General features: G+C 41.1%; 24 protein-coding genes. 5 read left to right on the top strand and 19 right to left on the bottom strand.

The window, feature by feature from the left end:
* Positions 1–109 precede the first annotated feature (109 nt).
* On the top strand, positions 110–514 hold the full coding sequence (locus BVE84_RS08655; RefSeq protein WP_076996625.1) for a DUF4352 domain-containing protein: 405 nt from the start codon (positions 110–112) through the stop codon (positions 512–514).
* 220 nt (positions 515–734) lie between these two features.
* On the opposite strand, the gene BVE84_RS08650 is transcribed toward BVE84_RS08655, so the two are convergent.
* The 6 genes from BVE84_RS08650 to BVE84_RS10510 form a co-directional block, all read right to left on the bottom strand.
* Entirely contained in the window at positions 735–1,349 is a 615-nt protein-coding gene (locus tag BVE84_RS08650) for an HAD-IA family hydrolase (protein WP_076996624.1), read from the bottom strand.
* A 72-nt stretch (positions 1,350–1,421) separates the two neighbouring features.
* Positions 1,422–2,423, bottom strand: a complete 1,002-nt coding sequence (gene ruvB, locus BVE84_RS08645) for a Holliday junction branch migration DNA helicase RuvB (protein WP_076996626.1) — start codon at positions 2,421–2,423, stop codon at positions 1,422–1,424.
* Between the two features lie 382 nt (positions 2,424–2,805).
* On the bottom strand, positions 2,806–3,006 hold the full coding sequence (locus BVE84_RS08640) for a hypothetical protein (protein ID WP_076996623.1): 201 nt from the start codon (positions 3,004–3,006) through the stop codon (positions 2,806–2,808).
* A gap of 288 nt (positions 3,007–3,294) precedes the next feature.
* Positions 3,295–3,456 (bottom strand): class IIb bacteriocin, lactobin A/cerein 7B family, encoded by a 162-nt coding sequence (locus BVE84_RS10515; RefSeq protein WP_083708328.1) that lies wholly within the window; start codon positions 3,454–3,456, stop codon positions 3,295–3,297.
* Positions 3,457–3,465: 9 nt separating this feature from the next.
* Positions 3,466–3,651 (bottom strand): hypothetical protein, encoded by a 186-nt coding sequence (locus BVE84_RS08630; RefSeq protein ID WP_076996622.1) that lies wholly within the window; start codon positions 3,649–3,651, stop codon positions 3,466–3,468.
* A gap of 11 nt (positions 3,652–3,662) precedes the next feature.
* Positions 3,663–3,845: a class IIb bacteriocin, lactobin A/cerein 7B family gene (locus BVE84_RS10510; protein WP_083708330.1), complete on the bottom strand. Its 183-nt coding sequence runs from the start codon at positions 3,843–3,845 to the stop codon at positions 3,663–3,665.
* 595 nt (positions 3,846–4,440) lie between these two features.
* Between BVE84_RS10510 and comA the strand changes: the two genes are divergently transcribed.
* The 3 genes from comA to BVE84_RS11275 all read left to right on the top strand — a co-directional run bounded on the left by comA (position 4,441) and on the right by BVE84_RS11275 (position 8,219).
* On the top strand, positions 4,441–6,594 hold the full coding sequence (comA, locus tag BVE84_RS08620; protein WP_076996621.1) for a peptide cleavage/export ABC transporter ComA: 2,154 nt from the start codon (positions 4,441–4,443) through the stop codon (positions 6,592–6,594).
* Positions 6,595–6,607: 13 nt separating this feature from the next.
* Entirely contained in the window at positions 6,608–7,960 is a 1,353-nt protein-coding gene (locus BVE84_RS08615) for a bacteriocin secretion accessory protein (protein WP_076996620.1), read from the top strand.
* Between the two features lie 127 nt (positions 7,961–8,087).
* On the top strand, positions 8,088–8,219 hold the full coding sequence (locus BVE84_RS11275; protein ID WP_256765668.1) for a hypothetical protein: 132 nt from the start codon (positions 8,088–8,090) through the stop codon (positions 8,217–8,219).
* Between the two features lie 81 nt (positions 8,220–8,300).
* Here BVE84_RS11275 and BVE84_RS08610 read toward each other — a convergent pair whose 3' ends face one another.
* Genes BVE84_RS08610 through BVE84_RS08600 form a run of 3 tightly spaced genes read right to left on the bottom strand, consistent with a single transcriptional unit; the run spans position 8,301 to position 10,715 of the window.
* On the bottom strand, positions 8,301–9,632 hold the full coding sequence (locus tag BVE84_RS08610; protein WP_076996619.1) for a sensor histidine kinase: 1,332 nt from the start codon (positions 9,630–9,632) through the stop codon (positions 8,301–8,303).
* A 4-nt stretch (positions 9,633–9,636) separates the two neighbouring features.
* Positions 9,637–10,374, bottom strand: coding sequence for a response regulator transcription factor (locus BVE84_RS08605; protein WP_076996618.1), 738 nt, complete (start codon positions 10,372–10,374; stop codon positions 9,637–9,639).
* A 5-nt stretch (positions 10,375–10,379) separates the two neighbouring features.
* Positions 10,380–10,715: a LytR/AlgR family response regulator transcription factor gene (locus tag BVE84_RS08600; protein ID WP_076996617.1), complete on the bottom strand. Its 336-nt coding sequence runs from the start codon at positions 10,713–10,715 to the stop codon at positions 10,380–10,382.
* A gap of 196 nt (positions 10,716–10,911) precedes the next feature.
* Between BVE84_RS08600 and BVE84_RS08595 the strand changes: the two genes are divergently transcribed.
* Positions 10,912–11,256 carry a response regulator gene (locus BVE84_RS08595; RefSeq protein ID WP_076996616.1) on the top strand — a complete coding sequence of 115 codons (345 nt, stop codon included), beginning with the start codon at positions 10,912–10,914 and terminating at the stop codon, positions 11,254–11,256.
* A gap of 1,150 nt (positions 11,257–12,406) precedes the next feature.
* On the opposite strand, the gene purB is transcribed toward BVE84_RS08595, so the two are convergent.
* From purB to purF, 10 genes are all read right to left on the bottom strand, one after another.
* Entirely contained in the window at positions 12,407–13,699 is a 1,293-nt protein-coding gene (gene purB / locus BVE84_RS08590) for an adenylosuccinate lyase (protein ID WP_076996615.1), read from the bottom strand.
* An 80-nt stretch (positions 13,700–13,779) separates the two neighbouring features.
* Positions 13,780–14,538 (bottom strand): DNA/RNA non-specific endonuclease, encoded by a 759-nt coding sequence (locus tag BVE84_RS08585; RefSeq protein WP_076996614.1) that lies wholly within the window; start codon positions 14,536–14,538, stop codon positions 13,780–13,782.
* Positions 14,538–15,608, bottom strand: coding sequence for a 5-(carboxyamino)imidazole ribonucleotide synthase (gene purK / locus BVE84_RS08580; protein WP_076996613.1), 1,071 nt, complete (start codon positions 15,606–15,608; stop codon positions 14,538–14,540). Before purK ends, BVE84_RS08585 begins: the two co-directional genes overlap by 1 nt.
* Positions 15,595–16,086 carry a 5-(carboxyamino)imidazole ribonucleotide mutase gene (purE, locus tag BVE84_RS08575; protein WP_076996612.1) on the bottom strand — a complete coding sequence of 164 codons (492 nt, stop codon included), beginning with the start codon at positions 16,084–16,086 and terminating at the stop codon, positions 15,595–15,597. Before purE ends, purK begins: the two co-directional genes overlap by 14 nt.
* Positions 16,087–16,095: 9 nt before the next feature.
* Positions 16,096–17,355, bottom strand: a complete 1,260-nt coding sequence (gene purD, locus BVE84_RS08570) for a phosphoribosylamine--glycine ligase (protein WP_076996611.1) — start codon at positions 17,353–17,355, stop codon at positions 16,096–16,098.
* A gap of 720 nt (positions 17,356–18,075) precedes the next feature.
* A complete protein-coding gene (gene purH / locus BVE84_RS08565) occupies positions 18,076–19,626 on the bottom strand; it encodes a bifunctional phosphoribosylaminoimidazolecarboxamide formyltransferase/IMP cyclohydrolase (RefSeq protein ID WP_076996610.1) in 1,551 nt (516 codons plus the stop codon).
* Positions 19,627–20,394 carry a GNAT family N-acetyltransferase gene (locus BVE84_RS08560; protein ID WP_076996609.1) on the bottom strand — a complete coding sequence of 256 codons (768 nt, stop codon included), beginning with the start codon at positions 20,392–20,394 and terminating at the stop codon, positions 19,627–19,629. It lies immediately after the preceding gene.
* 19 nt (positions 20,395–20,413) lie between these two features.
* On the bottom strand, positions 20,414–20,968 hold the full coding sequence (gene purN / locus BVE84_RS08555; protein WP_076996608.1) for a phosphoribosylglycinamide formyltransferase: 555 nt from the start codon (positions 20,966–20,968) through the stop codon (positions 20,414–20,416).
* A complete protein-coding gene (purM, locus tag BVE84_RS08550) occupies positions 20,968–21,987 on the bottom strand; it encodes a phosphoribosylformylglycinamidine cyclo-ligase (protein ID WP_076996607.1) in 1,020 nt (339 codons plus the stop codon). Before purM ends, purN begins: the two co-directional genes overlap by 1 nt.
* Positions 21,988–22,343: 356 nt before the next feature.
* Positions 22,344–23,798: an amidophosphoribosyltransferase gene (gene purF / locus BVE84_RS08545; protein WP_076996606.1), complete on the bottom strand. Its 1,455-nt coding sequence runs from the start codon at positions 23,796–23,798 to the stop codon at positions 22,344–22,346.
* Positions 23,799–23,848 lie beyond the last annotated feature (50 nt).

Below are 23,848 nucleotides of genomic sequence, written 5' to 3'. Positions count from 1 at the left end.
ATATTCATTTTTACAATCATGAACGTTTTCAAGAGCGCAACAACGGCCTTGCCCCTCTTGAAATGAGGAACAAGGCCGTTGCTTAATCTTTTATTATTTCACTGTCCACTTGACAGGGAGCAGTTCACTTATTGGAGACGTTGAATATGTTGTCCATTCTAAAGAATTGGCCAATCGTGTCGGCAACGAGTATTTCGGTGAAGATGCCAATGGGCAATATGTCATCGTTAGCATTACAGTCAAAAACAATGGAAAAAAAGTTATCTCCCTCTCCGACAAATTTTTTAAACTTGTGAAGGGCGATGTCGAATACGAAGCAGACTCAGGTGCAGGAATCCATGTAAAAGACGATAGCGGCGCTAACCTTCTTTACTCCGAACTCAATCCAGAAAATACTGCAACTGGAAAAGTGGTCTTTGATGTCAGTCCCGAAACAGCCAATGACCCAAATCTCCAGCTTCAAGTCCAAACAGGATTCTGGGGAACTGAAAAAGCGATGATTCACCTAAACTAATCATACGGGCATGACAAAAGGCGAAATCCACTTGGAGGTCGTCTTTTTTACAATATTGCATGAGAAAATGCTCCGGCGGAGATGTTCAGCCCGTATCTTTCAAACAAGATTAAACGATAGGACTGACTATAGCAGAAACCCCAGCTCATCGGCTGGGGTTTCTAAGGAGATTATATGAAAAAGAATAAATATAGTATACAGCGAATAGCTTAATCTTTTCTTAACTCTCAAATAATGTTTTTATTTCCCGCAAATCCGCTATCTTCCGATTATTGTCTACCCCATCGATGTGCAGATTGAGGCTAGGGATTCCCGACCTTATGGCCGTTTCCACATCCAACATTCTATCGCCGATATAGTAGGTCTCTGCCTTGTTTAGCCCATACTTTTTGATAAGAAACAGCAGAGCTTCTGGATGGGGTTTTCGTGCAAAGCCTGAGTCACTGGTCAAGATTTCTGTAAAATAGGAATCGATCTTTAGATCAGCCAAAACTTGGAAAGCATGATCGCTCTTATGGGTATAGACAAAGTTTTGAATCCCCTGCTCCTTGGTCCAGTCTAATACCTCATGCGCCCCCTTCATCAAAGAAATCTGAGTATTCTTCTCCTTCAAAGAAGTAGCTCGTACACGATTGAGTTCGTCACTATCTAAGCCATACTTTTTGGCATCCCGCACCAGCAAATCCTTAACAGAGTGCTTGAGAATATAGCTTTTTATCTTTTCACGATGAAAGGGTAGCTTGAAGCGATCATACGTTTCTTGGATTCCCGCCAAAATCGCCTCATAAGAATCCAAAAGTGTCCCATCTAAATCCCAAATAAATGTCGGTTTCATCTTATCTCCATTCGTATGCCTAATAAGGCTCCTTGCTTTAACCAATCCCAAAGAGCATAGCAAACAGCCCTGCTAGGATGTTTCCGTATAGGGATAGCCTAAGTGCTTATAAGCCTTAGCTGTCGCAACGCGCCCTGTCCGTGTGCGCATTAGAAAACCTTGCTGAATCAAGTAAGGCTCATACATGTCCTCGACAGTATCACGTTCTTCAGCGATATTCACAGACAAAGTCCCCAAACCAACTGGACCGCCATTGTACATCTCAATCATGGTGCGAAGGATTTTCTGGTCTACATAATCTAAACCTTCTCGATCCACATCCAGCATGGTCAGCGCCTTGTCTGTGATGGTGTCATCAATCACGCCATCTCCCATGATTTGGGCAAAATCCCGCACGCGTTTTAACAAGCGATTGGCAATACGAGGAGTCCCCCGTGAACGTCGTGCCAGCTCAATCGCCGCTTCATGGGTAATGTCCATGTCAAAAATATCTGCTGTTCGCTCAACGATTTCTGTCAAATCCGGCAGGGCATAGTACTCCATGTGGCCGGTAATCCCAAAACGGGCGCGCAGAGGATTGGACAACATCCCTGCCCGAGTTGTCGCACCAATCAAAGTAAAAGGCGGTAAGTCCAAATGTACCGACCGACTAGCTTCTCCCGCTCCAATCATGATGTCAATGTAGAAATCCTCCATAGCACTGTAGAGAATCTCCTCAACTGCCATAGGCATGCGGTGAATTTCATCGATAAAAAGGACATCTCCGGGTTCCAAATCGTTGAGAAGAGCTACCAAGTCCCCCGCCTTTTCAATCACAGGCCCACTGGTCTGCTTGATATTAACCCCAAGTTCATTAGCAATCACAAAAGCCATGGTCGTTTTCCCCAAGCCTGGCGGACCAAACAATAAGACATGGTCCAAGGCCTCATCCCGCAATTTAGCAGCCTCAATAAAGATTTTCAGCTGATCCTTGACCTTATCCTGACCAATGTATTCCTTTAATCTCTGCGGACGCAAGGTACGCTCTACATACTCCTCATCCCCTAGTTGTTCTGTATCAAGTATTCTGTTCATGGTTTTATTATACCACAGCTCAGACAGCAGTCCAAATCGTATATCCATAACTGTGCCTTAGACTACAGCCCATTCCAGAGCTTTCTTAATGATTTAAAGGATAATCAAACCACTTGGAGTTTTCCCTTTGGGTGGAGGCAATAATTTAAACCATGACAAGAGTCCCAAAATGACTCCGCCAGTTAGATTAGCAAGTTCATCTTTGTTCATTTTTAAAATCCAGCCACCATCTCTCCCTTTATTTTATCTCTTTATATACTCCGATTCCCTACAATTCCTGTAGCACTAGTAATTTCACCCCAAATGGCTCTAACTTCTATATCATTCAATAGCTGCCTTGACTATTCTCTCATCATCTGTTCATTTAATCATTGATAGGAATTCAGTTTTTCGCTCTCCTATCTTTATACAATAAAATCATTAGCATTAAAAACAACAAAATCACACTGACATCTAAAGAAACCCAATGAGGTGCTTCTATCACCTTTAAATCATCTAAAACATACCAGATAGTATTGACTAATGATAAGGTAAAAATGCTAATTTCTGGTACATACTTTGAAAAATTTTTTAATAAATCCATTACTCCCTCCCTATTTTAGACCTGTCAACATACTAGTCTACAACTATTTCTACCGTCTGCTTGCTATATTTTTATAGCAGCAACCTTATAAGCCCTTATTACAAGGGCTTATAGATTTATTCATATTTTTTACTATACGTTACTGTGGCTAAATATAATATGATTACAACAGGTAGCGGAATGATACCCATATCAAGGTGAAGTAAGCCTAAATCATTAAAAATATATGTCATACTCCACAATATAAATAATATTGTTGGAATAGTATGTACTTTATTTTCAAGCATATTATTTCCCACGTCGGCGCCTATCTCCATTCGCTAAATCTGTACCAAATTTATAGCCCGCTGTAAATGCTCCACCAAGCAAAGCTATGATAGCTGCTTCTGCAACTACTCCACCATTAATATCACATAACTCATTTTTATTTAAAATAGTATACTTATCCATATAGTATACTTATCCATTATAATTCCTTTCTAAAATTTCTAAAAAAGCTATAACCACCAAACAAATGAAGGACAAATACATTGGATGTATCGGAAATTGAATCTTTAAAATATTTATATCATCTAAAACATATAAAATTGGTATTAAAATCGAAATTACTGCTACAATAACTGCTAGATAGTTAATTGTTTTCATAAATTTACCTCTTAAGGTCGATTTGCATAATAAGCTAATCCTGCTCCCGCTCCAAAAGCTCCAATAACTCCTACTCCTAATTTCCAAGCAGCTACTCCAAAAACTGTTGCGGTTAAAATTGCTCCACCTTCCATATTCATCAACTCTTCGTCTGTAAGTGCCACATAGTTTGTATTCACGTCTGCCATCATCATTCTCCTTTTATTTTTTTATACTTTGTTATTTTTAGACATTTTCCTCAGCTTCACCTGAGTCGGTTTCTCCATTTTTTCATCGGAACTCCTTTCTAAAATCAAGTTGTTTTTATTCCTACATTAAGTATAGCGCTTACAACATCAATTTTGACCAAATGATAATGAATTGTCACTTTTTAGTAATGAATGACTTATTTTAACCGTTTAGGATATAAAATGACCATTCAGCTACTTTACTTTTTTGAAGTATCATCCTCCTAATTTAAAAACAAGACTTTTAGAACACTTAAAAAGGTTATCACTAAACCTTAGGAGTGATTCAACAAGTACCCTTGAGAGGGGTGAGATTTAGTTATATATAAAACGAGATAGATCGATTATTTTTTATGTTCGTTGAATATGACTGCCCATACCTCACACTCTCCACAGTTAGTTCAACTTTTAGTATCCATTTTTCATTACATCATACACAATCGATTGAAGCGCCACTCATTATAAAAAATCGACCATTGATTATATTTCAAAAAAAAGGGCATGCGCAAGTATTACACTATAGAATATAATAGAAGTATGTATTTACAAGAAGGAGTATCTGATGAAGTTTGGGAAACGACACTATCGGCCTCAAGTTGATAGTAGAGATTGTGGGGTCGCCTCACTTGCCATGATCTTTGGTTTTTATGGATCTAACTATTCTCTTGCTAGTCTTCGTGAAATGGCAAAGACTACTATGGAGGGGACTACTGCCTTTGGCTTAGTCAAGGTAGCTCAGGAACTCGGTTTTGAAACGCGTGCAATTAAAGCAGATATGAGCCTTTTTAATATCGATGATTTGACCTATCCCTTTATCGCTCATGTACTCAAAGAAGGCAAACTTCTCCATTATTATGTTGTGATCGGCCAGGATCATCACTCGATTTATATTGCCGACCCCGACCCTTCTGTAAAAATAACCAAACTCCCTCGAAAACGCTTTGAAGAAGAATGGACAGGTGTTACCATCTTTTTGGCTCCAACACCTGAATACAGACCTCATAAGGAGAAAAAAAACGGACTACTATCCTTTTTGCCTATTCTTACTAAGCAAAAAGGGCTGATTTCCAATATCATTATCGCTACTTTTCTAGTTACCATCATCAATATTATAGGTTCCTACTATCTTCAGTCTATCATCGATACCTACGTACCGGACCAAATGAAGAATACATTAGGGATGATTTCTTTAGGGCTCGTAATCGTCTATATCCTGCAACAGGTTTTAGCCTATGCCCAGGACTACCTCCTCTTGATTTTGGGACAACGCTTATCTATTGATGTAATCTTATCTTATATCAAGCACATCTTCTATCTACCCATGTCTTTTTTTGCGACACGCAGAACAGGAGAGATTGTTTCACGTTTTACAGATGCAAACAGTATCATCGACGCCTTAGCAAGTACGATTTTATCCATCTTTTTGGATGTTTCAACTGTGCTGATTATTTCCGTTGTTCTTTTTTCACAAAATATCCTTCTCTTCTTTATTAGTCTCTTAGCCTTGCCTATTTACTCTGTTATCATATTTGCCTTCATGAAACCCTTTGAAAAGATGAATCGAGATACAATGGAAGCTAATGCTACACTCTCTTCCTCGATTATCGAAGATATTAACGGGATTGAAACCATTAAATCTTTGACTAGCGAGAGTTTTCGCTACCAAAAGATCGATAAGGAGTTTGTTGATTATCTCAAAAAATCCTTCACTTATAGCCGTGCAGAAAGCCAGCAACAGGCTCTTAAAAAAGTCGCTCAACTCCTCTTAAATGTCTCCATTCTCTGGATGGGAGCCCTCTTGGTCATGGATAATAAAATGACTTTGGGACAGCTGATTACTTACAATACCTTACTCATCTACTTCACAAATCCCTTGGAAAATATTATCAATCTTCAAACGAAACTCCAAACTGCCCAAGTGGCAAACAACCGCTTAAACGAGGTGTATTTAGTAGAGTCTGAATTCGCCGATAAAAAGACTATACAGGACCTGAGCATGGTAGCTGGAAATATTGACTTTAGAGGCGTTAGTTATAAATACGGTTATGGGAAAGATGTCTTGTCCGACATCAATTTATCCATCAAGAACGGCAGCAAGACGGCCTTTGTCGGGATTTCTGGATCTGGAAAAACAACCTTGGCCAAGATGATTATCAATTTTTACGACCCTTCAAAAGGAGAAATTACACTCAACAATATCAATCTCAACCAGATTGACAAGCACGCTCTTCGGCAACATATCAACTATCTTCCTCAACAACCTTATGTCTTCAATGGAACGATTTTAGACAATCTACTCCTAGGTGCTAAAGAGGGGACTACACAGGAAGATATTCTTCGAGCAGTTGAACTGGCTGAGATTCGAGCAGATATTGAACGCATGCCACTCAATTACCAGACAGAATTAACATCAGATGGGGCAGGAATTTCTGGCGGTCAGCGGCAACGCATCGCCTTAGCACGTGCACTTTTGACAGACGCTCCAATATTGATTTTAGATGAGGCCACCTCTAGCCTGGACATTCTGACTGAAAAACGAATTGTCGATAACCTCATGGCATTGGATAAAACACTTATCTTTATCGCTCACCGCTTGACCATCGCCGAGCGAGTAGAGCATGTGGTGGTGCTCAATCAAGGTCATATCATCGAACAAGGTACCCACCAAGAACTTCTGGAACAAAATGGCTTTTATGCCAACTTAATCAATAGTTAGATAGGTGAAATTGATGAACGAACAATTTTTAGAAAGTGCTGAATTTTACAATCGTCGCTACCATAACTTTTCAAGCCGTGTCATTCTACCAGCCTTTGCATTAGTACTCTTTCTTCTAATCTTTGCTTTCTTTGCAAAGAAAGAGATGACAATCTCTGCTGGAGCTAGTATCGAACCTGAAAGCATCTTAGCCAATATCCAATCAACGAGCAATAATGCAATTATCGAGAACTACTTAGAAGAAAACAAGACTGTCAAAAAGGGAGAGGTCCTTGTCAAATACAAACTTGAAGGAGAACAGGTACAACAAGCATCACTTTCTCTTCAACTAGAGACTTTAAAAGAGCAAAAAGGGCAGTTAGAACTACTCAAGGCCAGTCTTGACTCTGGAGTCAGTCAATTTCCCGTAGCTGATACATTTGGCTATGAACAGAACTTTCAAGACTATCTCCATCAAACAACTAGCCTACGTGCAACTATCGAGCAGCAAAACGCCACCATCGCTTCTCAAAACGCAGCTGCAAGCAACTCCCAAGCCGAATTAGGTAACATCATCGATGAAACCATTGCCAAGATGACAGATTATCAAATAGTCAAATCAGCTATTCAAACAGGAGCTAGCGTAGACCCAGCAAATAGTGGTTATAATCTCTATCAAACTTATAACGCTCAAGTAACGGATACAACGAATGAACACCTAAAAAGTCAATACCTGGCGCAGGTAGATGCTCACATTGGTCAACTAGAATCTGCCTTATCTACCTATCGTCTACAATATGCAGGTGCTGGCGTCCAACAGGCCTACTCTAGTAGTCTAGACAGCCAGCTGGAATCTCTCAAGGCCCAACATTTAGCAAGGGTTGCCCAAGAGATGACTGCTCTTAATCAAAAAATCCTTGAACTAGAAGACAATAGCAAAATTCAGGCAGGACTACGAGAAAAAGGAGAAATTCTAGCTCTAGAAGACGGCGTCCTGCACCTCAATCCGGAAACGAAAAGCTCTAGTCTCGTTCCTGAGGGAACACTCCTAGCACAACTCTACCCAACTCTAGCAGAGAACAGCAAGGTAAAAATCACCAGCTATATCTCTTCAAAAGATGTCTCGAATATCAAAGTAGGTGATACTATCCGTTTTACAACGGTAGATGATGCCAACAAACAAATGACAATGACTTCTAACATTTCTAGTATTGATACCAAGGCAACCAAGACAGAGAACGGTAATTTCTTCAAGATTGAAGCAGAAAAGACCGTCACTAAAAAAGAAGCCAACACTCTTCGTTACGGTTTGGAAGGACGTCTCGTCATGATTACAGGAAAAAAGACCTACTTTGACTACTACAAAGACAAGTTCTTACATCAATAATGGACAACTGTTCCATATGTAGAACCTTGTTCATTCATTACAAAACAACCGTTTATTATACGTTGTTGAAAATGCTTGTATTTTTTGTATAATGGATACACCGATAAACTATATTTAAGGAGGCCCTATGAAAAAGAAAGTAACCACTCAACACTTCCCAGAGCTAACCTCTGATCAGCTAATCAACACATCTGGAGGGAATAGCAATCCCTTAAGTGTTATCAAGGGTGTGCTAAAAAATTTTATGAAAATTAAATAAAGATTACACTGTTCATAGCAAATTTATAAAACGTGTCCAAAAGTTCTTAAACGAATAAAGAACTCTTGGGTACGTTTCGTGTTATGTAATTACTCGTTCATCCGACTCTTTAGAGTCTATCTTAAGAGTCTGCGAAAATCTGTAGTCGTTACTACTTGTCACCAGGGATAAATTAGAATATTGTTTTATAATCTGACTAACATTGGTCAGACCAATACCCCTACCCTCTCCTTTAGTGGAATAGCCATCGCCAAAGATTCTATTGGTATTTATTTTGACATCTTTCGTTGAATTTTCGATTACTAAAATGATTTGTTTTTTCTCCTCAAAATAGGCGACCAAAATCTCAGGCCTAGTTGCTAATGTAGCTGCCTCTATTGCATTATCCAAAAATATGGACAAAATGGTAATGAAATCCAACAACTCGATCTGTTTGATGGAGATTTCGTGTTCCACTTCTACAGATATATTGATTCCCTGCTTCTGAGCCTCGATGAGTTTGGCTGATAAAATACTCTTAACTGCAGCATCTTTCACATTTGCTAGACTCGCCACATCATACTTTCCAGCGTAAAACTTCTTATCTGAATCCGCTATGACTGCATCATACACCTGACGAATCTGCTGAATATCTCCTTGCCGAATCGATTCATTTAGACTGACAAGGATATTGGTGTAATCATGCCTGAAACTCCGAATTTCACGATACAAGGCTTCGACATGCTGACTATAATTAGCTAAGGAAACTAGCTGTCGGTCTTTTAAAGATCGCACCTCTTTGTCCAATTCTTCTGTCATCCGATAGTTGATTCTTAGCATGAGCATAAGAAACAATAGAGAAAAAAGAAGAGTTAAATGTTTTCTGACCACCAATGCCTGTGGGAAAATCTCTAGTAATTCTAAAATAATCAAAATGTCTATGATGATATAATAGAATCCCATGACGATGACAAAAGGAATCAATAATTTTGCTCTCAATCCATTTGTTATTTTCTTTAGTTTACCATAATCAATTCTAAGCACTTTAACAAATAGATAATGGGAGGGCACTAACAGCAACTCTAAACCAATTAAAATAAAAATATTCTTATTAAATTCACTAGCAGTACCAGTAAATATAGGAATGAAATAAAATAAAATAAATCTAGTAAAAAGAGCCTCGACACTCAAAGCATATATGCCACAAAAAATAGAGAATAATTTGTTCTTAGAGGATTCAAAATAGTAATCCAAATACATGAAATAAACAGGAAAACTGAGATAACCTACAATAGGATTAACTGTATACGTTATCGTCGGAATAACAGCCAGTAAAGTTAATTGAAAAAAAGATAATGTTAAACCACTAACTTGTCTTAAAACAAGAAGGGTAACTAAAAATCTGCAGAATAGATTCGTAACATCTCCTATCATCTCATCATCCCCCTGCTACTTTTTCTAACAAGCCTTTCATTTTCAGACGGGATACAAAGCAAGTCTCATCACCTTCAAAATGAACTAGTTTATTTGCTTTATCCACACTCATCACATTTTCAGGATTTACGACAAAGGACCGGTGACATTGATATAGTCGCTTATCTGCCTTAGCAATCTCAGACACTTTTCCATAAAATTCCATCCGACTATTTTTTGTGATTAAGATAACCTTATGAACGGTTGGAGAAGTTTCAAAATAGAGAATATCATGGAAAGGTACTTGAAGCTGAGAATGGGCTGATTTAAATACAAAGGAATGTTCAGAGATAGTCTGGCTGACATTGTCAAATGCGTATTTTAAAACATCTGAAACGGCTATCTGAAACTCATTGTCCGACAATCCTTTATCAATAAAATCTAGCGCAGACACTCGATAGCGATAGGTCAATGGCATAAACTCTGAATGAGTCGTCACAAAGACAATCAAGGCATTGGAGTCCCTCTCGCGAATCTGACGAGCAATCTCCATCCCTTTCTTTTCTGCACCTTTAATGTCAATATCTAAAAAGAATAACTGATGATTCCCAACTTCTTTTATGTCATCGAGCAACTGCTGAGGTTTCCCATAAATCTCCAAACTGCGGTACTTTAATTTGTTCTCTTTCATATATCGCTGAATGGCTTGTTCAATCCTAGCCTGCTGCAAAAACTCATCTTCTAGGACAAATATATTCAACATGTAACTCACCTCAACACACTTTTCCACAATGTTTCCAATTCTTTTTGCTTTCGCCTAGAATAGCCAATATCCTCTACCTCTGATTCAAAAAATGAGATAGTCCTGCTCATCTTATTCAATCTTTCAATAGAATCAATATTCACCAAATATTTACGATGGCAACGATGAAACTTCATAGCCAATAGTTTTTCCAAGACCTGCAACTGATTATAAGTCTGGTATACATCATCGCGAGTAACCACATGTAATAAATGAGGGACAGATGATGTTGTAATATATAAAATCTCATCAAGTGGAAGTTTCACCTCCACCTTACTTTTTTTTACAAACAAATACTCCATAATACTTATCTCCTTTTATTCCATTCATCTCATCTTACCAAAAACAAGCTGTAAAATAAGCACAAATATAATAAAAGGAACTTTCTTTATAATAAACGGTCAAACTGAACTATTCATTATAAAAAACAAACTATTTATTATAGAACGAATAATACATGAAACCATATGATACACTAGTGCTGGAAAGGAAGAAAGTATGATTTATCTAGTGCAACCTCGCTTCTATCCTAAATCAATACAAAAACAAATCCAATCTCACCTACAAGCAAAAAAACAGCACCTACACTTATCACATAACGATACTATAAAAATAGAACCCCACAATTCTTATTTCATCATCAATGATACCCGCAAAAAACATTGGAACGGACTAAATACTGCCAAACAAATTCGTTCAAAAGATCCCAAAGGAAATCTCATTCTCATCAGCAATGACCTAGATTATACAACATTCTTTCGCTACCATCTTAGTTTTCTTGACATTATTGATTTAAATAATCCTAATCAACTAGCAGAGTGCATAGACTATATTACGTCATAAACTGACCTTTATCGGCTGTTTTGCTGGTAGTCCAATATCCCTTTATACCTTCTAGAATCCTGATATAGATTCTTGCAAAAGACCATCTAGGCACTAGCTTCTCATGCCTCAATATTTGTTAGAACCATTATACATTGATTTGTAACGGCTTGCAAATTATTCTCTCTAGTCCTCTCCTTCAAAAACTAGAAATAGTAGTATTATCACCAACAGCCTTTTAGTTATCACACCGTAGACTAGAAACGAGAAGGCAGACAATATGGTATCTTCCCCCAAGGTCCTATCGTCAGTCAAACCTGCAATAATTTGGGACATCAGTGGCAAAATTTCTAGTGTCACCAAAAGAGTAATCGACGTCTTATAGTCTCCATTTATACTCAATAAAAATCAAAAGTAGACTAGCTGAATTGTGAAAGGTGGGATAGGAGATTAGCACCGCTAATTTCCTTATAATCGAAGACGAAGGTAGTTAAAAAATAAGAGAAGATACAAAGCCCGTAAAAAACTCAAAGTGAAAATAGGAAATAGGCTGAAAAGCTCCAGTGGAGGTTTTCAGCCTATTTCCTAGCTTTTCTGCTTTTGGGCTCAAACTTCTGTGGTCACTTTCGTGTTTCTAGGTGACCAGTTGCAACAGTTCACCGAACTGTTGCAATCTCAGCTGTAATTGGCTAAAGCCAAAACAGCTACCTATCTTTTTTCCGAGGTTTTAGGCTGAACTCAATTACACAAGATACAAAGGACGTGTAAAAAGCGAATGAAAAATAGGAGGTTGATGACGTGTTCGTTGAACACGAGGAAATCTATCCCTTTTGATTTTTAAAGAGTATTAGTATCTTTTACTAGTTCCCTTAAGCTGTGCAGGCGGGAGCAAGCCCCTTGGAGTTTCACCCCTCAGTTTTGATTCCCAGTCTCATCTCCCGTTCCAGTCAATAACGTAGTAATTGTCTAGGATACCACTAGGACGGACTTAGCTTTAAAAAGCTCACTTCGTTCGCTACTTATTTTGTCGGTATCGAGTGATTCGTACACCCAACTTTAAAACGAAAGCACTTGATAGCTTCCCAAGCTCTACAATGTTTGCATTTGATTTTTACAGATTGCTAGCAGAAGAAATATAGCATAAAAGGAGGGTTTCCCTCCTTTTCATTGTCTATAAACCTACGCGTTCAAAGATGTCATCTACTCGCTTAGCATAATAGGACGGGTCAAATAGTTCGTCAATTTCTGCTTGGCTGAGGCGCTCTGTCACCTTTTCATCCGCTTCAAGTAAGGGTTTGAAAGCCGTATGATGGTCCCAAGCATAGGCTGTTTTTGGTTGCACCAAATCATAGGCTTCTTCGCGTGTCATCCCTTTTTCAATCAAGGAAAGCATGACACGTTGACTGTAGATCAAGCCGAAGGTTGATTCCATATTCCGCTTCATATTTTCCGGAAATACGGTCAGGTTTTTCACGATGTTTCCAAAGCGGTTGAGCATGTAGTCAATCAAGATAGTCGTATCCGGCGTGATAATCCGTTCTGCTGATGAGTGTGAAATATCCCGCTCATGCCAGAGGGCAACATTCTCAAAGGCTGTCACCATGTGGCCACGAATCACGCGCGCAAGCCCAGTCATATTTTCAGAACCGATTGGATTACGCTTATGGGGCATAGCTGAACTACCCTTTTGACCTTTCGCAAAAAATTCCTCCACTTCCCGTTGTTCTGATTTTTGGAGACCGCGGATTTCCGTTGCCATCCGCTCGATAGAAGTCGCAATGGTCGCAAGCGCTGCAAAGTATTCTGCATGAAGATCACGAGGCAAGACCTGCGTTGAAATCTCCTGCGGACGAATGCCTAGTTTCTCACAAACATAGCTTTCTACAAAAGGCGGGATATTAGCAAAATTTCCAACCGCTCCTGAGATTTTCCCTGCTTCTACCCCTTCAGCAGCCCGCTCGAAACGCTCGATATTGCGCTTCATTTCGCTGTACCAAGTCGCCAATTTCAGCCCAAAGGTCGTCGGCTCCGCATGCACCCCGTGGGTACGGCCCATCATAATCGTATACCTGTGTTCGCGCGCCTTGTCTGCGACAATATCCGTAAAACGACGTAAATCCTCACGGATAATATCGTTAGCCTGCTTGTAGAGATAACCATAGGCCGTATCCACCACATCCGTTGATGTCAACCCATAGTGGACCCACTTGCGCTCCTCACCTAAGGTCTCAGACACCGCACGGGTAAAAGCCACCACATCATGACGAGTTTCCTCTTCAATCTCCAAAATGCGATCAATGTCAAATCCTGCTTTTTCACGGATTTTCACCACATCTTCCTTAGGAATTTCTCCCAGCTCAGCCCAGGCCTCATCCGCCAGGATTTCCACCTCGAGCCAAGCCTTGTATTTATTTTCCTCTGTCCAAATTACCCCCATTTCGGGGCGAGTGTAACGTTCTAGCATGTTTTACTCCTTTAAATACATTATTAAAATCTTATAGTCATCATATTTTTAATAATAGATAAAACTCAAAAACAATAATTTCACCTTAAGCGAGGGTCAAACTCTAATTTGTTATTATCTATTTTACTATAGTCAATGTCTAAATAAGTTTTATATCGAACGTTTGGAATAAAGACGTTAATAAACTCTCTACCTTTTCCAAGATCAATAGGCTTGTTAGAAATAGCTTGTAGGTGAACCCCCCTTGGAATTTCCTCATCACCTTCATATACTAAATCCACTTGATAGTAAATTTTAAGTTCCTCATTGCCTTTTTTGTTTATTTTATTCCATATACGTCTCTCATAAGTTACTTGTGAATTTCCTTTGTCTGAATTCATCTTAAAAGATTTAAATTTTCCATCGCCACCATTTGACCATCTCGTTTGAGGGAAAATATTTTCTTTCTTTTTCTTACTAGAATTAAAATCAAAAGTTTCACCACCAACCAACATATGCCCTAATATATGACCTGTATCAAAAATTGTCTTTGGATATTGATTGCTCCCTTCGGAAGTCCCTTCCTTACTAATTGTTTTTTTAGAAAGCAAGGCTATTCCACCTGTTACTCTTCCCAATTCATCTCTATAATTTTGAGCGAACTCAGTAACCTCATCATTTTCCTCAAAGAAACTGTCATTAAAGTCAACAAAAGACTTTAAATTAAAACTACCAAATCCATTGTATTGCTCAACTAAAGATTGACTATTTTGATAGCCCAATTTCTGTGCGACCCCATCAGTAATACTGTAAGACGCTTCCTGTTTATCTGGGTATTCTACTCGTTGTTTTTCTGTCATTAAAACTCCTCCACACTCTCTACATCCTCCCCCAAGACCGTCACATGTCCCATCTTGCGGTTGTGCTTGGCTTCTGCTTTGCCATAGAGATGAAGATGGGCGTGTGGATGCTGGTTGACAAAGGCTCTGGCTGCCTCCATATCCTGCCCCAAAACATTGAGCATGACAGCAGGTTGCATAAGCTGAATGTCTGGCAAGGTTTCCCCTAGAATCCCCAAAATATGGGTATCAAACTGGGAAAAATTGCAGGCTTCGATGCTATAATGCCCTGAATTATGGGGACGAGGTGCCAGTTCATTGACCAAAATTTGATCGCCTGCCACAAACATCTCTATACATAGTGTACCAAAAAGTTGCAGGTCTGTGGCAATTTTTTTGGCCATTTGAACCGCTTTTTCAGCTAATGCCTCTGGAATACGAGCTGGAACAATCGTTTTAGAGAGAATGTTGTGGCGGTGAATATTTTCTTGGACAGGAAAAACAGTCAGCTCTCGGCCATTACCTGAGACCAAGACGGAGATTTCCATATCAAAGGAGACAAAGTCTTCCAAGACGCACTCTGTCTGGTCTGCCAACACTTTTGCCTGTGCCAGACTTTCTACATCACGTATGACCACCTGACCGTGACCATCATAGCCACCTGTGGCAGTTTTTAACACTCGTGTCGTCAAAAAATCATAGTCTGCTAAATCAAGACTTGATGTCACCACCCGATAGGGAGCTAAGGCTACACCTGCCTTGGTTAAAAAATCTTTTTCGGCAATCCGATTTTGGGCAATCCGCAAAAGCTCCGTCCCCTGGGGCAAAAGTGCCTTATCCGCTACCATATCAAGACTCTCTGCACTCACATTTTCAAACTCATAGGTCAAGACGTCACAGCGTTCCGCCAAAGTCCGTAAGGCATCTACATCTGTATAATCTGCCACGATAACCTCACTCACTCGAGAGGCTGGACAATCTGCCGCCGGATCGAGCGTCACCACCCGATGCCCACGGTAAGTAGCTGCAATCGCCATCATCTGACCTAGCTGGCCACCACCGATAATCCCAATCGTCTTAGATAAGGTCATGGCTAGACTCCTCCGCAATTTTCCCTTGCTTTTCCGCAAACTCCACCAATTTCCTATTCAAAGCTGGATTTTCAAGCGCCAAAATCCGAACAGCAGACAGACCTGCATTGGTCGCACCACTATCTCCAATCGCCATGGTCATAACAGGCACTCCACCAGGCATCTGCACGATAGAGTAAAGTGAATCAAGTCCGTTCAAAGCTCGCGATTTGATGGGTACTCCAATGACTGGCAGGGTTGTTTTAGCCGCCACCATCCCCGGCAAGTGCGCCGCTCCTCCTGCTCCCGCAATAATGACCTTGATACCTCGTTCACGAGCTTTTGCTGCATGTTCAAACATCAAGTCTGGAGTCCGATGGGCGGATACCACCTTCTTTTCATAGGCAACACCAAATTCATCCAAAATCTGCGCTGTTTTCTTCATGGTTGCCCAATCCGAAATGGACCCCATAATGAGCGATACAAGTGTCTGTGTCATATTTTCTCCTTATTGATTCGCCTTATTTCCAATATCTGTCCGATAAAACATCCCTGCTGTATCTTGCCTATCTAGTTGCTGATAAATAACTTTTTGTGCCTGTGAAACGGTCTCTTGCGTCGTGACGAGCATATAGACACGCCCCCCATTTGAGACCAATTCCTGATCTGCATTGAAGATTGCACCAGCATAATAGGTTTCAATATCTCCGCTGGTCTTTGCTGGCAAGCGTACCCCTTTCTCATATTCCAGGGGATAGCCTTCACTGGCAACTACAACTCCCAAGGTCACACCTGTTTCTAGCCATGTAAATGCAGGGATTTTTCCTGCTAGCAAGTCGGTGATGTTTTCTGCAAAATTAGATGTCAGACGTGGCAGAATCACCTGCGTTTCAGGATCTCCAAAACGAGCATTAAACTCAATGACCTTAGGGCCTTCTGCTGTCACTATCAAGCCTGCATAAAGCACTCCGAGATAAGGACGACCTTCTGCAATCATACCTTTTAAGACTGGCTTTATAATCGTTTCCACGGACTGGTCAACAACACCTGCTGACAGGTGAGGAACTGGAGCATAAGCTCCCATACCACCCGTATTGGGACCTTTATCGCCTGTAAAAGCCCGCTTGTGATCCTGCGCTGTTGGCATAAGGTAGAAATTCTCACCATTCACAAAGGCAAACAGAGAAAACTCCTCACCACTCAAAAATTCTTCAATGACCACACGCGCCCCGCTGTCACCAAATTTATTGTCAAGTAGCATGTCGTGAGCTGCAGCGGTTGCTTCTTCTACCGTCTCAGCCACCACAACACCTTTTCCAAGTGCTAGACCATCCGCCTTAACAACAATCGGCGCTCCTTGAGCTTCAATATAGGCTTTTGCTGCCTCAAAATCAGAAAAAGTCTCATAACGTGCTGTAGGTACGCCATATTTGGTCATAATAGATTTAGCAAAATCCTTGGACCATTCTAGCTCTGCCGCATTTTTCCTAGGCCCAAAAGCCTGTAAGCCCGCCGCCTCAAAATCATCAACCAAACCTGCCGCCAAGGCATCATCTGGTCCAACAAATGTCCAATCAATTCCTTCTTCTTGCGCAAATGCGATTAAGCTAGAATGTTCGGAAATCCCAATATTCACCAAATCAATCCCATCTGCTACCATCCCGCTATTTCCAGGAGCAACAAAGACCTTTTCAACATCTACTGATTCTAACAACTTCTTTGCAATAGCATGCTCACGACCGCCCGACCCAACAACTAAGAGCTTCATCTCTATACCTCTAAAAACGTATTTTATAAAGATATTGTACCAAAATCATTCGTTTTTATCTATCCTTTCTATAAAATTCCCCCTTTTTTATTCCATTTCCGAACGATACCAGCTAATACTCAATAAAAATCAAAAATAGACTAGAAAACGAAGGTAGTTGAAATAGGAGAAGATACAAAGCCCGTGAAAAACTCAAAGCGAAAATAGGAAATACGACGAGTGAAAAGCTCCAGTGGAGGTTTTCAGCCTATTTCCTAGCTTTTCTGCTTTTTGGCTCAAACTTCTGTGGTCACTTTCGTGTTTCTAGGTGACCAGTTGCAACAGTTCACCGAACTGTTGCAATCTCAGCTGTAATCAGCTAAAACTGAAACAGCTGCCTACCCCCTGAAGGGATTCTCAGCTGTAATCGGCTAAAGCCGAAACAGCTGCCTATCTTTTTTCTCACATTTTTAGTCCGAACTCAGTTACATAAGATACAAAGGGCGTTAAGCGAGCAAAGCAAAAATAGGAATTTTGACGAAGAACCTCAAGTTCTAGGAAAAACTATCTTTTTTGCACAGCTCGTAGCCCGTGTTCAATTCACCGAGACCCTTGACGACCTATCCTTTTGATTGGTAAAGAGTATAAGTATTCACAGGGCTTACACAATAAATACTCCCAATTTGTAGTATCAAAGTAGAAAGAAAAAGCCAGGCGACTAGCCTAGCTTCTCTGATAACGTTAATGTCTAAAATGTCTCACACCTGTAAAAATCATGGTGAGGCCGTATTTGTCTGCCATGTCGATGGATTCTTGGTCTCGGACAGACCCCCCTGGCTGAATAATGGCCTTGATTCCTGCTGCTGCAATTTCTTCAATGTTGTCAGCAAAGGGGAAGAAGGCATCGCTAGCAAGCACCGCTCCATCTAACCGATCTTTGGCCTGCTCAATAGCAATTTTTACGGAAGCAACGCGGTTGGTTTGTCCTGGTCCAACACCGAGTGTCATGTGATCATTGGTCACGATGATACCGTTCGATTTAACGTATTTGATCGCTTTCCAAGCAAATTCAAGAGCGGTCTTTTCTTGGTCACTCGGTTGGCGCTTGGTCACAACTGTCCAGTCACTTGGATTTTCAACAATGACATCTTGATTTTGGACCAATAAACCTCCAACGACACCCGTGTACTCTGCTTCTGCTTCGCTTGCTTCTTGGGCTTCAAATGGTAATTGAAGAATACGCAAGTTTTTCTTCTTGGTTGTTAAGATAGCAAGTGCTTCTTCTGAGTAACTCGGTGCAATGATGATTTCAAGGAAAATAGAGTGCATTTTTTTAGCAGTTGCCGCATCCACTTCACGATTCAGCACAACGATGCCACCAAAGATGGAGACCGGATCTGCTTCATAGGCATAGTCCCAAGCCGTCTCAATATCGTCAGCTTGTCCGATACCGCAAGGATTCATATGCTTCAGCGCCACAACTGTTGGACGGTCTTTGAAGTCACGAATGATACGAATAGCTGCATCCGCATCGCGAATGTTATTGAAAGACAATTCTTTTCCATTAAGCTGCTTGGCAGAAGCAATGGAGTAGGCTGTCGGGATAGCTTTTTGGTAGAAATCTGCCTCTTGTTGTGGATTTTCACCATAACGCATAGGTTGTTTAAGGTCGTAGGTAAGCGTTAATTTTTCGGGCTTTGTCTCGCCAACCTGTTTTGTAAAATATGCTGCAATCAAGGCATCGTAAGCAGCTGTGTGACGAAAGACCTTTGCTGCCAAAACTTGGCGTGTCGCATAGCTCGTTTCACCAGCGCTAGCCAATTCTTCTAAAACGACAGCATAATCCGCAGGGTCAACCACCACAGTCACGCTAGCATGGTTTTTAGCTGCAGAGCGGAGCATGGACGGACCACCGATGTCAATGTTTTCAACCGCTTCAGCATAGGTCACATCTGGTTTCAAGATCGTTTCTTTAAACGGATAAAGATTGACCACCACAAGGTCAATGAGTTCGATATGATTATCTGTTGCAGCTTGAAGGTGGCTGTCCACATCACGGCGAGCCAAGAGTCCTCCATGAATGTTGGGGTGGAGGGTCTTGACACGACCATCCATCATTTCCGGGAAGCCTGTCACATCATCAATCGCGATCGTAGCAACTCCTGCCTGATCAAGCGCAACCTTTGTGCCGCCAGTTGAGATAATCTCCCAACCCAAGTTTTTCAATTGACTAGCAAAATCAACAATACCAGTCTTGTCAGAAACACTGATTAGTGCACGTTTTTTAGTCATTTATTTCTCCTTTTTCCAGTCAATCACATAAGCAATATATTCATATGCAAATTGGTAACCTAGTTGTTGAGCTAAATAAAGCGAAATCTTTGTATGGGCATCCCAACTTGGGTAAAGCCCTCGCGCGAGACACTCTAGTATCAGCTTTGCTCCAGCAATCTTAGCTAATCCTCGTCTACGATAGGCAGGATGAGTATCAATCTCAATTTCAATACCACCTTGATAGGTTGAATAGGAGGAAGCTCCTGCTACTAATTGTCCTTGATGTAAAATTGCAACTCCTAAGCCCAATTTTTGATAATGCGTAATATTATCATAATTCGCAACTAAATCCTGCGACCAATCTTTCTCTAGACAGAGGTCATATAACTTATGATCGATCCTCCGCAGCTCAAAGTCGCTGGGTAAATTATCAACAATAGCTTTCAACAATTTCTCATCAAAAATCGTATTTTTCTCGGTTGCATAACGTATAAAACCTTGTGCTTTTTCTTTATAGATGTCTTCTATAAAATCTGCCCACACTTGATTTTGCGGAACTAGAATAATGTCCTGCCCCCGGCACAATTCAAGCAAGTCTATGTTTGGTCGTCCTGCTAAGAAACCAAAAGAAGCTTCTTTTCCAAGCTTTGCAAGAGCGGATTGGGGCTGTCTATCATTATCTACCCAAATCTCTCCCATAACACCTTGCAAACAAGACAAAATGATTGTCTCTTCCCAGTTTCCAAAAATAGACTCTGCTAATTCTAAGTCTTTTAATCGTTTCATAGTTTCATTGTAGCAAAGGTTAGTCCCTTTTCACCACCCCCAAACTCTCTAATACCTCCGGATAAAGGGCATACTCCGCTTCATGAATGCGTGCTTCAAAGCTTTCAAGAGTGTCATCTGGTAGACGAGGCACACGTACCTGCTTGATAATCTGTCCTGTATCGATGCCACTATCCACCCAGTGAACGGTCACACCACTCTCTGGTACACCTGCACGCCAAGCATCCTCAATGCCATGGGCGCCAGGAAACTCTGGTAAGTAGGCTGGGTGAATGTTAATGATTCTACCTTCGTAGGCAGATAAAAGAGTATTCGCTACGATTTTCATATAACCAGCTAGAACCACTAAGTCAATCTCATGTTTATCCAGCAGCGCAACAATAGCCTCTTCATAAGCTGCTTTATTATCAAATTCCTTGAGTTCAAAAGTATGAGCAGCCACACCAAGTGTTTCAGCACGTTTTAAAACGTAGGCATCCCGGTGGTCTGAAAAGACAAATTCAACAGAAAATTGCTCGGCAATCACTTGAAAATTAGATCCATTACCACTTGCAAACACTGCAATTTTCTTCATTACCTTATCACCACACTCGCATCCACTTTTTTGACAATCTGACCAAGCTCATAAACGGGTTCATCCAGCAGTTCTTTCACGCGCTCAACCTTATCAGGACTGACTGCCAACATCAAACCAATCCCCATATTAAAGATTTCAAACATTTCTTCGTGTTGAATCTTACCATATGTTTCAAGAACCTTAAAAATAGGAAGAACAGGGATGGTATCTTCTTTGATTTCAGCAGCCAAATCAGCAGCGAACATCCGTGGAACATTTTCAATAAAGCCACCACCTGTGATGTGAGCAATCCCATTGACCAATCCCTCTTTAATCAACGGAAGCACAGCCTTAACGTAGATGCGTGTCGGCTCAAGAAGCACTTCTTTCAATTTTCTTCCTTCAAGTTCTGGAAGAACTTCTTCACCTGTATAATCAGCAAAGACACGGCGGACAAGAGAGTAACCATTTGAATGAATACCGCTTGAAGCAAGACCAAGGAGAACATCCCCTTCTGAAACTCTTGAACCATCAATGATTTGTGATTTCTCTGCAATACCTACTGCAAAACCGGCTAAATCATAGTCCTCTTCGCCATACATACCAGGCATTTCAGCCGTTTCACCACCGATAAGAGCGGCACCTGCTGCGACACACCCTTCTGCGACTCCTTTGACCACCTGTTCTAGCTTTTCAGGGATATTTTTACCGGTCGCAATGTAGTCGAGGAAGTAGAGAGGTTCTGCACCTGCTGCAACAATATCATTGACACACATGGCCACACAATCCTGCCCGATGGTATCGTGCTGATTGTACTGAATCGCTAGCATGAGTTTGGTTCCGACTCCATCTGTCCCAGAAATTAAGACCGGTTCCTTTACATCTAGCTGCGAGAGATCAAACATCCCTCCAAAACCACCTAAAGCTCCCATCACGCCAAGACGTTCCGTGCGTGCCACGTGTTTTTTTATTCGCTCGACTACCTCGTAGCCCGCCTCCACATCAACGCCAGATTGAGCGTATGCATTTTTTGTCATACTATTTTCCTTTTCTTTTTATAAACACCATATTGGAACTCACAACACTTTTTTGAGCCAATCCATCTCTTAACCCAGAAAGCTAGCCACATTGAGTTCGGACTAAAAGCTCGGGAAATAGGAGTTTGTTTTGGCAAGCTCTCAACCACCTTTAAAAAATAGACTAAAAATCTCCACTGAAGCTTTTCACTCGTCGTATTTCCTATTTTTCCGTAGCCGTTGTGGACTATGTCCGTTTACGGATATGGAAGAAACTATCCAGTGGAGAGCTTCTTAGATATTGAGGTACGCTTTGAGTTTTTAACGGGCTTTGTATCCTGATGCAGCTTCCTGCCCCAGTTCTTGACCCAACAGGCTTATTTCACGTGATCAATATGGAAACTAACCTTCTCTTCCAAGCTCTTCAAATAAGCCTCTTCATAGTCATAGAGTGGTGTTGGGTATTGACCATCAAAGTAAGCGACACACAGACCACCATTTGGAGCTTCTGTATCAAGCCCAATCGACTCAATCAGTCCCTCTAAGGATAGATAGGTCAAACTGTCTGCCCCGATAATCTCACAAACTTCATCGACCGTATGATTCGCTGAAATCAATTCTCTACGGGTTTGAATATCAATACCATAAAAACATGGGTATTTCAGCTCTGGACTACCGATTGCCACATGAACCTCTGCTGCACCTGCCTCTTTCAAGAGCTGAACAATCCGACGAGAGGTCGTACCACGAACGATGGAATCATCCACCATTACCACGCGCTTACCCTTGACAACACTGGAAACCGCTGAGAGCTTCATCCGAACCCCTTGCTCGCGGAGTTCTTGCGTCGGCTGGATAAAGGTCCGTTGGGTATATTGATTTTTCACCAATCCCATTTCATTAGGGAGACCCGACTCTTCTGCAAAGCCCATCGCAGCAGACAGGGAGGAATTTGGGACTCCCACCACAATATCTGCTTGATGCTTGAACTCTCGTGCCAGACGGCGCCCCATATTTTTCCGTGCTGTATGGACATTGATTCCTGCAATATCAGAGTCAGGACGGGCAAAGTACACATATTCCATTGAGCAAATGGCCAACTGGGTATCCTCCGTATAGGTATCGTACTGAATCCCGTTATCATCAATGACTATGACCTCACCTGGCTTGACATCCCTGACCCACTGTGCCCCCACTACTTCAAAGGCGCAGGTTTCTGACGAGACGACCCAGGCGCCATTTTTCATCTGTCCGATAGACAGCGGTCGAAACCCATTTGGATCTAAGGCCGCAATCAATTTATCCTCCGTTAACAAAAGATAGGCAAAGCCACCCTTAACGGTATTTAAAGCCTCTTTAATCTTACCCATAAAGCTAGGATTATGGCTACGGCGAATGAGGTGCATTAAAATTTCTGTATCGGATGAGGCGTTGAAAATGGCCCCTTGCTTTTCTAATTCTTTACGGAGCGAAATAGCATTTGTCAAATTTCCATTATGAGCTAGCCCAAATTCTCCATCATGAAATTTATAGAGGAAGGGTTGAATATTCCGAATATCCGCAGTTCCTGCCGTTGCATAGCGAACATGTCCAATCGCTGCCTTACCTGCCAGCTTATCCAAATCATCTGGATTTTTAAAAACCTCTGACAGCAAGCCCTTCTCACGGTATCCCCGCAGACTCCCATTAGCATTTGATACAATCCCAGCTCCTTCCTGGCCACGGTGCTGTAAACTGTGTAAACCAAAATAAGTCACCTGAGCTGCTTGAGGATGCCCCCAAATCCCAAAAACACCACACTCTTCATTGAGTGATTTTACTTCGTAAGTCATTCTTGTCCTTCTTGCCTATTCTTTGAAAGGAGAGAGCTGATCTAGGAAAC

This window comes from Streptococcus azizii (genome assembly GCF_001984715.1).
GTDB lineage: Bacteria > Bacillota > Bacilli > Lactobacillales > Streptococcaceae > Streptococcus > Streptococcus azizii.
Note: the sequence above shows the minus strand (reverse complement) of the source record. Positions and strands in the feature narration are given on the sequence as shown.